Source organism: Desulfobotulus sp. (assembly GCF_034006065.1).
Classification (GTDB): Bacteria; Desulfobacterota; Desulfobacteria; order Desulfobacterales; family ASO4-4; genus Desulfobotulus.
In genome coordinates this window covers 26,243-37,318 of record NZ_JAVETM010000002.1, presented here as the reverse complement: position 1 = coordinate 37,318, position 11,076 = coordinate 26,243, and the positions used below count along the sequence as shown (strand labels likewise).

At 56.2% G+C, this 11,076-nt stretch carries 8 protein-coding genes; 1 reads left to right on the top strand and 7 read right to left on the bottom strand.

Annotated features, from left to right (window positions below; translation table 11 throughout):
- Nucleotides 1-49: 49 nt before the first annotated feature.
- The 7 genes from RBR60_RS01520 to ilvD all read right to left on the bottom strand — a co-directional run bounded on the left by RBR60_RS01520 (nt 50) and on the right by ilvD (nt 9,244).
- Nucleotides 50-520, bottom strand: coding sequence for a GNAT family N-acetyltransferase (locus RBR60_RS01520; protein WP_320353909.1), 471 nt, complete (start codon nt 518-520; stop codon nt 50-52).
- 49 nt (nt 521-569) lie between these two features.
- Nucleotides 570-1,457: a DMT family transporter gene (locus RBR60_RS01515; protein ID WP_320353907.1), complete on the bottom strand. Its 888-nt coding sequence runs from the start codon at nt 1,455-1,457 to the stop codon at nt 570-572.
- A 120-nt stretch (nt 1,458-1,577) separates the two neighbouring features.
- A complete protein-coding gene (locus RBR60_RS01510) occupies nt 1,578-3,119 on the bottom strand; it encodes a 2-isopropylmalate synthase (protein ID WP_320353905.1) in 1,542 nt (513 codons plus the stop codon).
- A gap of 241 nt (nt 3,120-3,360) precedes the next feature.
- Nucleotides 3,361-4,947, bottom strand: a complete 1,587-nt coding sequence (gene cimA, locus RBR60_RS01505; RefSeq protein ID WP_320353904.1) for a citramalate synthase — start codon at nt 4,945-4,947, stop codon at nt 3,361-3,363.
- Nucleotides 4,948-5,252: 305 nt separating this feature from the next.
- Complete coding sequence (gene ilvN, locus RBR60_RS01500; RefSeq protein WP_320353903.1) at nt 5,253-5,741, bottom strand: acetolactate synthase small subunit; 489 nt, start codon at nt 5,739-5,741, stop codon at nt 5,253-5,255.
- 14 nt (nt 5,742-5,755) lie between these two features.
- Complete coding sequence (gene ilvB, locus RBR60_RS01495; RefSeq protein WP_320353902.1) at nt 5,756-7,450, bottom strand: biosynthetic-type acetolactate synthase large subunit; 1,695 nt, start codon at nt 7,448-7,450, stop codon at nt 5,756-5,758.
- Between the two features lie 123 nt (nt 7,451-7,573).
- Nucleotides 7,574-9,244 carry a dihydroxy-acid dehydratase gene (ilvD, locus tag RBR60_RS01490; RefSeq protein ID WP_320353901.1) on the bottom strand — a complete coding sequence of 557 codons (1,671 nt, stop codon included), beginning with the start codon at nt 9,242-9,244 and terminating at the stop codon, nt 7,574-7,576.
- A gap of 423 nt (nt 9,245-9,667) precedes the next feature.
- Between ilvD and RBR60_RS01485 the strand changes: the two genes are divergently transcribed.
- Complete coding sequence (locus RBR60_RS01485) at nt 9,668-11,074, top strand: amidophosphoribosyltransferase (protein ID WP_320353900.1); 1,407 nt, start codon at nt 9,668-9,670, stop codon at nt 11,072-11,074.
- The last annotated feature ends 2 nt before the right edge of the window (nt 11,075-11,076 follow it).

Below are 11,076 nucleotides of genomic sequence, written 5' to 3'. Positions count from 1 at the left end.
CTGGAATCCGGAGGAAGGCTCCCCCATCTCCCCAAAAGCCCCCATATCCTCAGTTTATTATATCCAGCTGCATGTACAGAACCTCAGGATCCGGATTGTAGCGGTAGGCCTCGATTTCTCTGAAACCCGCCTTTTGATAAAGGTGCAGAGCGGCTTTCAACCTACGGACCGTATCCAGGCGTACGGATCTGTACCCGAGCTCCCTGGCCGTTTCCATGAAGGCTTCGAATAACCGGGTTCCAAGCCCCTTCTCCTGATGCGTTGGCAACACAAACATTCGTTTCATCTCACAGATCCCTTCCCCGAGATCCCGGAGCCCCACGCAACCCACCACAAGATTTTCCTGCCTTGCCAGAATCAGGGCCCCTGAGGGCGGACCATACATGGTCTCCAGGGCTTCCAGCTCCGCATAAAAGCCCTGAAAACACAAATCCATTCCCAGCCACTCCTGATAGGCCAGAATAATCTCCCGGGCCTGGGTATACTCTTCGACGCTCTGCGCCCTGGATAATGTCAGCATGATCTGCTTTCTTACCTCCCGTAAATACATGGAAGCCCATCCCAAAACTTCATCCCCTGGCTCTTCCCGCCACCATCCCTCCCACAACGATCAGCCCACCACCCAGCAGGGTTAAGGGATGAAGCAATTCTCCCCACAGCAAGACCCCCAGGATACTTGCAAAAAAAACCGTGGTATAGGTAAAAGGCCCGATACGCGCCGAAGGGGCCATTCCATACCCACAGGTCAGACAGAGCTGAGCCACAAACCCCAGGGCGCCAAGGCAGAAAAAAAGTCCTGCAAGGCCCAGGCTCGGCGTCTCCCATACGGGTAGAGCCGCAGGTGCTGAAAAAAAGGTGGCCAGAATGGAAAACCAGGCCACCACCCGGAAAGGCGGCTCCGTTGTCCCCATTTTTCTCACCGTGGCCATGGCAATGGCTGCAAAAGCCGCAGAAACCAGCGCCACCAGGGCCGCAGGATGGATCTCATGGAAGCCGGGCCTCAGGATGAAGAGAATACCCAAAAACCCCAGAATCCCGCCCGTCACATGCAGCCCACCCAGGGGTTCTTTCAGCCAGATCCGCGCCACAATGGGCGTTAAAAGGGGACTTGTGTAGGAGAGAAGGACGGCCTCCCCCAGAGGCAATACACGCAAGGCATAAAAATAGGCATACATGGCGGCAAGCCCGCTGACACAACGCAGGAAATGCAGAAAAAAATGATCCGTTTTCAAGCCCTTTTTCAGGCCAGGTCCCAGAAACAGCTGGGGAAAAACAAAAAGGCAGGTGGCAAAATTCCGCAAGAACACCACCATGGCATTGGAAAGCTCCGCAGAAACCGCCTTGACGAGGGCTCCCATCAGCGCAAGGAAAAAACCCGCCAGGGTGAGAAAGAGGGCTCCTGCCACCACAGCCCCGCCGGGAGATCGGAAAAACCTACGGAATTTTTGTATCTGCATCGAGGTTTCTTTTCATAAAACCCGAAAGCCGAGGCCCCTAAAGGGTCATCGGCTTTTCATGGTATCGTTTCTTCAGGGAATCCTCCCCTCTCCGCTTGCATGGAAAGGGGGGGCAAAACATCAGATGGTTTCCCTGCTGCGTTCCGGCTTCTGCTGCATGGAGACAAGGCGGTTCAGGCCATTGATGAAGGCTCTCGCGCTGGCCGTGACAATATCAAGATCCGCGCCCCTTCCCAGGGCCACATTCTCGCCATCTTTAATACGCACGGTCACTTCACCCTGGGCATCCGTACCACCGGTGATGGCGGATACGGTGAAGCGGAGAAGCTCAGGGCACATGCCCGTCAACTGCATGATGGCATTGAAGACCGCATCAATGGGACCATTCCCGCTGGTGAATATGGGGCCCTTCATTACCCCATGCTGCCGGATAGTCACCCCGGCCATGGGATGAAAGGTGTTGCCGCAGGAAATCTGAATATCTCCCATTTCAAAGACATCGTTGGCCCGCAGAACCCTTTCCGTAACCAGAGCTTCCAGATCCTCATCCTGAATGTTCTTTTTCTTGTCCGCCAGCTCTTTGAACTGAGTGAAGATCACGTTGATTTCATCGGGCTCCAGACTGTAGCCCATGGCCTCCAGACGGGCCCGGATGGCAGCCCTGCCCGAATGTTTTCCGAGAACCAGATTGTTCTTGGAAAGGCCCACGGTTTCAGGCTGCATGATCTCATAGGTCATGGGGTTTTTCAGGACTCCGTCCTGGTGAATGCCGGACTCGTGGGCAAAGGCATTGGCCCCCACAATGGCCTTGTTGGGCTGAACGATCATGCCCGTGATCTCCCGCACCGTACGGCTGACAGGGTAGATCTTGGTGGTGTCGATGCCCGTTTCCAGATCAAAGACGTTCTTACGGGTATTGAGGGCCATGACCACTTCTTCCAGGGCCGTGTTGCCCGCACGCTCGCCGATGCCGTTGATGGTCACCTCCGCCTGACGAGCTCCGGCCATAAGGGCGGCCAGGGTGTTGGCCGTGGCAAGGCCAAGATCGTTGTGACAGTGCACGGACAGCACCACATTTTCAATGCCCGGCGTGTTGGCCAGCACATAGCGGATCAGGGCCGCGTATTCCTCGGGCACCGCATAACCCACCGTGTCCGGCAGGTTCAGGGTGGTGGCTCCGGCCTCAATCACGGCGGCAAAAACCCGGCAGAGAAAATCCTTATCCGAACGGGAGCCGTCTTCTGCGGAAAACTCCACATTGTCCGTGAAGGTTTTGGCATAACGCACCGCTTCGGCGGCTTTGGCCACCACGGTGTCCGGATCCATCTGAAGCTTGTACTTCATGTGCAGATCGGAGGTGGCGAGAAAGGTGTGGATGCGGGGGTGTTTCGCCTCTTTGATGGCATTCCAGGCCTTGTCAATGTCTGCCTTGGAGGCCCGGCACAGGGCCGCCACCTGCACCCGCTCCACGGAGGCGGCAATGCGGCGCACGGCATCAAAATCACCTTCACTGGCTGCGGGAAAACCCGCCTCAATCACATCCACCCCCAGCTCTTCCAGGCGCTTGGCAATGCGGATCTTTTCCTGGGTATTCATACTGGCGCCGGGCGACTGCTCCCCATCACGCAGGGTGGTATCAAAAATGATGACACGCTTGTTCATCGGAATATCCTTTCAGGACAGGTCTTTTTATGACTGCCCTCTTTCCAGACAATGGTCAGAAAACGTCAGACAGAATCCTCAAAATTCCAGAATGGCAGAAGCTCGTTTCCCGATGCGTCAAGCATGGGCCGCAGGACAAGGGGGAACTGCTGTCCTGCGGCGTGTACGCTCCATGGGCTCAAGGGCCTGTATCCTTTCAAAAAATGTCTTAAAATACAAAGTCTCCGCTGACCGGATCTTCCTAGTCTGCGGAACCCAGCTTGCAGTGGAAACTGTCCGCCAGGGCCTGCCAGCTGGCTTCGATGATGTCTTCGGAAACGCCGATGGTGCTCCAGATGGTGGCAGGATCCCTCGATTCAATGAGAACCCGTACCTTGGAGGCTGTGCCCCCTGCCCCGTCCAGCACCCGAACCTTGTAATCCACCAGCTGCATGTGGGCCATATCCCTCGGGTAAAAGCATTCAAGAGCCTTTCTCAGGGCATTGTCCAGGGCGGACACAGGACCATCTCCGGAAGCCGCACTCATCTCCTCCCCATAGGGCGTATCGATGTGCACCAGGGCATGGGAACGGCAAGGACGATCCTTGTCCTTTTCCACGGTGACCCGGAAATTTTTCAGCTGAAAACGGGGCTTGAAACGCCCGGCCATGCGCTCCACCAGAAGCCTGAAGGAACCCTCCGCAGCCTCAAACTGAAAGCCCTCCTGCTCCAGTCGCTTGATCTCGGAAACCACTTCCCGTGAATCCACGCCACCCATGTCAATGCCCATTTCCTGGGCCTTGTAGGTGACATTGCTCTTGCCCGAATAATCGCTCATGATCACCCGCCGCTCGTTGCCCACCAGCTCCGGCAGCATATGCTCATACCCTCTGGGCTCCTTGAGCACGGCGGACACATGGGCACCTCCCTTGTGGGCAAAGGCGCTTTTTCCCACAAAGGGACGGCTGTTCAGAGGCGGCACGTTGGCCGTCTCACTGACAAAGCGGGAAAGACTTTTCAGCTGGGCCATGCGCTCCGTTGTAAGGCAGGGAATGTTCATCTTAAACTGGAGTATGGGCATGATGGAAGTCATGTCCGCATTGCCACAGCGCTCGCCATACCCGTTGATGGTTCCCTGCACCATGACAGCCCCGCAGCGCACAGCCGTAATGGAGTTGGCCACCGCCATACTGGCATCGTTGTGGGCATGGATGCCGAAGCGCAAAGGCCGGGAGTCCTCGGGAAAACGCTCCTTCAGCCAGGCCTGCATATCCTTAAAAATCGCCTCAATCTCATGGGGCAGAGTGCCGCCGTTGGTGTCGCAGGGAACCAGCACGGAAGCGCCTCCTTCCCAGGCCGCAGCCAGGGTTTTCAGGGCATAGTCCCGGTTGTCCTTGTAGCCGTCAAAAAAATGCTCGGCATCATAGATCACTTCTTTTCCAAGAGAGACAAACCAGGCCACGGATTCCCGGATCATGCGCAGGTTTTCCTCCAGGGTGTTCTGCATAATGCGGATCACATGGAGATCCCAGGTTTTTCCGAAAAGGGTGATGACCGGCGCACCGCTCTCCGCCAGGGCCTGGAGAATGGGATCATCTTCGGGCTTCACCCCCGGCTTGCAGGTGGAGCCAAAGGCAGCAAGTTTGGCGTTTTTAAAGCATACGGATCTGGCCGCTTCAAAAAAGGCCGTATCCTTGGGATTGGCTCCCGGCCATCCGCCCTCTATATAATGAAAGCCCATCTCATCCAGACGGCGGGCGATCTTCATTTTATCGTCAGCGGAAAAATTGATGTGCTCGCCCTGGGCCCCATCCCGGAGGGTGGTGTCGTACAAGAGCATGGATGTCATGAAAACCACCTTTATTTTTTTGATAGATCCCGCTTAAAACGGAATTTTTTTGCTTTGTGCGGTTCCCAGTTGAAAGAAAACCGGAGCCTCTGCCTGAAAGAACTCAGGTATCGTCAAGGCCGGATACCTGCATTGCCCACCGTTCCAGAGAACCATGGGCAATCCGGGAATCCGGGTTATCAGAAGAGCCGAAAAAAAGGATTCGGATACATTTTTTTCACTTTAGCCGCATCCGCAAACTTCCCCTTCCTCTCCCCAGGATCCGGGGAGAGAAAGGGGTTTTCCATCTGAACAAACAGCTGTCTTTACTGAAGCTCCCGCAGAAGGGCAATACTTCCCGTACGGGCAATTTCCTTGATCCCCATGGGCTGAAGGAGATTGAGAAGGGCCGAAAGCTTATCCTCATCCGCAGCCACTTCCAGGGTGTAATGCTCCGGCCCGGAATCCACGATCTTGCAGCGGAAAATATCCACAATGCGCAGGATCTCGGCCCGGTTTTCCGCCTTGGCATAGACCTTGATAAGGGCCAGCTCCCGCAGTACATGCCGCTGATCCGTGAGATCCAGCACCTTGATCACGTTGATGAGTTTATTCAGCTGCTTTTTGATCTGCTCCACAATGGGCTTATCCCCCCGGGTGATCATGGTGATGCGGGAGATGGCCGGATCCATGGTTTCCGCCACGGAAAGGGATTCAATGTTGTAGCCCCTGCCGGAAAACAGTCCCGTAATGCGGGAAAGCACGCCGGGTTCGTTATCCACCAGAATGGAAAGAATGCTTTTGTCTCCGTTCATTTCGCTCCTCCGTATCAGACCAGCAGCATGTTGGTGATGGGTGCTCCCGCAGGCACCATGGGATACACGCATTCCTCACGGCAGACCACAAATTCCATGATGACAGGACCGGGGGTTTCAATGCCCTTTTTCAGCACGGCCTCCACCTCTTCGGGCTTTGCGGTTCTGAAGCCTTTTGCCCCGTAGGCTTCAGCCAGCTTCACAAAATCCGGGGCATGGGTCATGTCCGTCTGGGAGTAGTTCTTCTTGTAGAAAAGCTCCTGCCACTGACGCACCATGCCAAGGTACTGGTTGTTCAGGATCACGATCTTCACGGGAAGTCCGTTCTGCACTGCGGTTGCCATTTCCTGAATGTTCATCTGGATGGAGCCGTCGCCCGCCACGTCCACCACCAACCTGTCCGGACAGGCCATCTGTGCGCCGATGGCCGCAGGAAAACCGTAGCCCATGGTACCAAGGCCGCCTGAGGTCAACCACTGGTTGGGTTTATCAAAATGATAGTACTGGGCCGCCCACATCTGATTCTGCCCTACCTCCGTGCTGATGATGGCATTGCCCTTGGTCACTTCAAAGAGTTTTTCCACCACATACTGGGGCTTGATGGTATCACAGCCGTCCTGCTTGTACCGGAGGGGATTGGTGTCCTTCCATTTCTGGATCTGTCCCAGCCATTCGGAGCGCTCCGGCCCGATCTGGGCAGGATCTTCCGCATCAAGAAGCTCATTCAGGGCTTCCAGGGTCAGACGGCAGTCGCCCACCACGGGGACATCCACAATGACATTCTTATGGATGGAGGTGGGGTCGATGTCCACATGAACGATGGTGGCCTTGGTGGCGAACTCATCGGTCTTGCCCGTAACCCGGTCGTCAAAACGCACACCAATGGCCAGCATGAGATCACAGTTGGAAGTGGCCATGTTGGCCCGGAAGGTGCCATGCATCCCCAGCATGCCCAGCCAGAGCTTCTCGTCCGTTCCGGGATAGCTGCCAAGGCCCATGAGGGAAGCCGTCACCGGAATATTGGTGCGTTTGGCAAGGCGGGTCAGAGCATCGGAACCCTTGGAAAGCACCACACCACCGCCAGTAAAAATCAGGGGCCTTTTGGCTTCCTTGATGAGGCTCACCACCTTGCTCAGCTGCTTGTTGTTGGGCTGGTAGGTGGGGTTGTAGGACTCCATCTGGATATCCTTAATGGCCTTATACACCGTACGGCTGTTGGTCACGTCCTTGGGAATGTCGATGAGTACAGGTCCCGGACGACCGGAACGGGCAATGTAAAAGGCTTCCTTGATGATGCGTTCCAGCTTGGTGATGTCCTTCACCAGATAGTTGTGCTTGGTGCAGGGCCGGGTGATGCCCACGATGTCCACTTCCTGGAAGGCATCGTTGCCGATGAGCTTGGTGGGCACCTGGCCCGTGATCACCACCATGGGAATGGAATCCAGATAGGCGGTGGCAATGCCCGTTACCGTGTTCGTGGCTCCGGGGCCTGAGGTCACCATGCACACCCCCACCCTGCCCGAAGCCCGTGCGTACCCGTCCGCCGCATGGACGGCACCCTGCTCATGACGGACCAGAATATGACGGATATCATACTGCACCAGGGCATCATAAAAATCGATGACAGCACCGCCGGGATAACCGAACACCGTGTCCACGCCCTCATCCTTGAGCGACTGCCAGAGAATCTGTGCGCCTGTCAATTCCATGGAATCTTCCTTGTCTTGTGGGTCAGATGTCGTCCGGCGGCCCTCCTCCCCTTCCCTCCGGGGACTTGAAAGAGACCAATCCCTCCGTACAGAAAGGGCCGCCGTCTGCATAGCAATGAGAACCTATCCTTCCAGTACAGCCCCCCGGCTGGCGGATGTTACCCGCTGGCTGTAACGGGCCATGTACCCCTTTGTGATTTTGGGCGCTGGCGGCGCCCACAGGGCCTTACGCTTTTCAAGAACCGCCGCGTCCACCTTGAGGGTGATGCTTTTTTCAGGGATGTTGATGGCAATGAGATCCCCTTCTTCCACAAAGGCGATGGGTCCGCCGCTGCTGGCCTCGGGTGACACATGACCGATGGCGGCTCCCCGTGTACCCCCGGAAAAACGGCCGTCTGTGATCAGGGCCACATCCGCATCCAGCCCCATGCCTGCGATGGTGGAGGTGGGGGTCAGCATCTCCCGCATCCCAGGCCCGCCCTTGGGTCCTTCGTAGCGGATCACCACCACGTCCCCTTTTCGGATCTCCCCTGCCATGATGGCAGCAGATGCTGTTTCCTCGGAGTTGAAGACCCTTGCCGGGCCTTCATGCACCATCATTTCTTCTCTCACGGCAGACTGCTTCACCACACAGCCCTCCGGAGCGAGGTTGCCGAAGAGAACCGCAAGACCGCCCTGCACATGGTAAGGCCGGTCCAGGGGCCGGATGACTTCCGCATCCTTTACGCGGGCGGCGGCAATGTTCTCGGCAACGGTTTTTCCCGTGACCGTCATGCAGTCCCCATGGATGCGGCCTGCATCCATCAGCACCTTCATTACCGCAGAGATCCCGCCCGCCCGGTCCAGATCCTCAATGTGATCCTTGCCGCCGGGGCTTAAAGAACAGAGGTGGGGAGTTTTGGCACTCACCTCGTTAATGGTGTTGAGATCCATGGACACACCGGCCTCCGCCGCAATGGCGGGAAGATGAAGGACGGTGTTGGTGGAACATCCCAAAGCCATATCCACAGCCAGGGCATTCTCAAAGGCCTTGGCTGTCATGATGCTCCGGGGTGTGATGCCCGCTTCAAAAAGGGCCATCACCTTCATGCCCGCATATTTGGCCATGCGCTGGCGTTCCGCCATCACCGCAGGCACAGTGCCGTTGCCCGGAAGCCCCATGCCGATGACTTCCGTGAGGCAGTTCATGGAGTTGGCCGTGAACATGCCGGAACAGGAACCGCAGGTGGGACAGGCCGCATCTTCAATAAGCCCCAGCTCCCGCTCATCCATAATGCCCCGCTTCACCGCACCCACCGCCTCAAACACGGAAATGAGATCCACCTTCTGACCCGGCTTTTCCGGATGCTTTCCCGCCAGCATGGGCCCACCGCTGATGAAGACCGTGGGAATGTCCAGCCTGGCTGCCGCCATGAGCATACCGGGAACAATCTTGTCACAGTTGGGCACCATGACGATACCATCAAAGGCGTGGGCCGTGGCCATCACCTCAATGGTGTCTGCAACCAGCTCCCGACTGCCCAGGGAGTAGTGCATCCCCGTATGGTTCATGGCAATGCCGTCGCACACGCCGATGACCCCGAAGGTCACGGGAAGACCGCCCGCCATGTAGATTCCGGCCTTTACCGCCTCAACGATCTTATCCAGATGGACATGTCCCGGAATGATGTCATTGGCCGCATTGGCAATGCCAATGATGGGCCGCCGGATTTCCTCATCCGTATAGCCCATGGCCTTGAAAAGGGATCTGTGGGGGGCTCTTTCGATACCTTCTTTCACCTGACGGCTGCGCATGGTCGCTCCTTTTGTCGTTCAAAAAATAAAAAACCGTTACCAGCTCCAAGGCTGATAACGGTTCTGCTTCTTCCGTTTGGCATCTATGCTGCCATTACCAACCCTGGCTCTCACGCGGTGGCGCCACCACCACGAGAACAATGAGCACGAGAATGAGGTTGATAAGTACAAAACTATGCATAATGGAAAGATTCCTTATCTTTGTTTTGAAAAAATCCTTTAACAGTGTAACCCCCTTTCTGTCAACACCCTTTTTCATGGAAAATCCACAGCCTTCATGCTTTTTTTCCTGTACTTGTGGTCCAAGGAATTCTATAACGCCCCCGTTTGCATCCATACTCATAAGACAAAAAGCCGGATTCAGATCCCAGCATCCAGGTTTTTTGTTGTTCTTCTTTAAAATTTTCTAAGGAAGGGAGCATCATGGGGGGCGTGTTTGGCGTGGCCCGGAAAACGGATTGTGTGGGCGATCTTTTCTACGGTACGGATTATCTCTCCCACCTCGGCACCCGGCGGGGCGGCATGGCCGTGGCCGGGCCTTCGGGCTTTACCCGTAAAATCCACAACCTGGAGTCCAGCTATTTCCGCACCCAGTTTGAACCGGACCTGGGCCTTTTTTCCGGCAACCTCGGCATTGGGGTCATCAGTGACACGGATGCCCAGCCCATGGTCTTTTCCTCCCACCTTGGCCGCTTTGCCCTGGTAACGGTGGGCAAACTTGCCAATATCGAAGCCCTCACCGAAAAAGCCCATGCAAACCGCTATGCCTTCAGCGAGTCTTCCGCAGGCAGAGTCAATCCCACGGAAGTGGTGGCCATGCTTATCAGCAGTGAAGATTCCTTTGAAAGAGGTATCCGCGCCGCCCAGGAAAAAATCAAGGGTTCCTGCACCTTCATCCTCATGACGGAAAAGGGACTCTACGGATGCCGGGATCTTCTCGGCCGCACCCCCCTCATTCTCGGAGAAAAGGAAGGGAGCTTTGTCCTTTCTTCGGAATCCAGCGCCTTTGTCAACCTCGGCTATGAAACGGTGAAGGATCTTGGGCCCGGAGAAGCGGTCTTCGTAACCCCTTCAGGCTGGGAAACCCGCATCGCGCCAAAGGATGCCATGCAGATCTGCTCCTTTCTCTGGGTCTATTATGGCTATCCCTCCTCAAGCTATGAAGGCATCAATGTGGAAACCTGCCGCTACAACTGCGGAGCGGCCATGGGTATAAAAGATCAGGTGGATGCAGACTTTGCCGCAGGTGTTCCGGATTCGGGTATCGGACACGCCGTGGGCTACGCCAATGCCCGCCATATTCCCTATCAGCGGCCCATTGTGAAATACACCCCCACCTGGCCGAGAAGCTTCATGCCCCAGAACCAGAAAACACGGGATCTTGTGGCCAGAATGAAGCTCATCCCCAACCGCAGCCTCATTGAGGGGAAATCCATGGTGCTCCTTGACGACTCCATTGTCCGGGGCACCCAGCTTTCGGACAACACCCGCATCCTCTACACCTACGGTGCAAAGGCCGTGCACATGCGGGTGGCCTGCCCTCCCCTCATCCATCCCTGTGAATTTCTGAATTTCTCCACATCCCGATCCTCCCTTGAACTCATCACCCGCAAGGCCATTCTGGCCCTGGAAGGAGAGGAAGCCCTGCACCTTGACCGCTATGCCGATGCCAGCGATCCCAGATATGCTGCCATGGTGGCCTGGATTCAGAAGAGACTCAACCTCTCCTCCCTGAAATTCCAGACCCTTGAAGATCTTGTGGCTGCCATCGGCCTTCCCAGGGAAAAACTCTGCACCCACTGCTGGGATGGCACAAGCTACGGCTTTTAAAT

Coding starts and splice junctions, on each gene's coding strand:
- ilvD (WP_320353901.1), bottom strand. CDS start 9,244: ATGCGCAGCCGTCAGGTGAAAGAAGGTATCGAAAGAGCCCCCCACAGA.
- RBR60_RS01520 (WP_320353909.1), bottom strand. CDS start 520: ATGCTGACATTATCCAGGGCGCAGAGCGTCGAAGAGTATACCCAGGCC.
- ilvB (WP_320353902.1), bottom strand. CDS start 7,450: ATGGAATTGACAGGCGCACAGATTCTCTGGCAGTCGCTCAAGGATGAG.
- RBR60_RS01515 (WP_320353907.1), bottom strand. CDS start 1,457: ATGCAGATACAAAAATTCCGTAGGTTTTTCCGATCTCCCGGCGGGGCT.
- cimA (WP_320353904.1), bottom strand. CDS start 4,947: ATGACATCCATGCTCTTGTACGACACCACCCTCCGGGATGGGGCCCAG.
- RBR60_RS01510 (WP_320353905.1), bottom strand. CDS start 3,119: ATGAACAAGCGTGTCATCATTTTTGATACCACCCTGCGTGATGGGGAG.
- ilvN (WP_320353903.1), bottom strand. CDS start 5,741: ATGAACGGAGACAAAAGCATTCTTTCCATTCTGGTGGATAACGAACCC.
- RBR60_RS01485 (WP_320353900.1), top strand. CDS start 9,668: ATGGGGGGCGTGTTTGGCGTGGCCCGGAAAACGGATTGTGTGGGCGAT.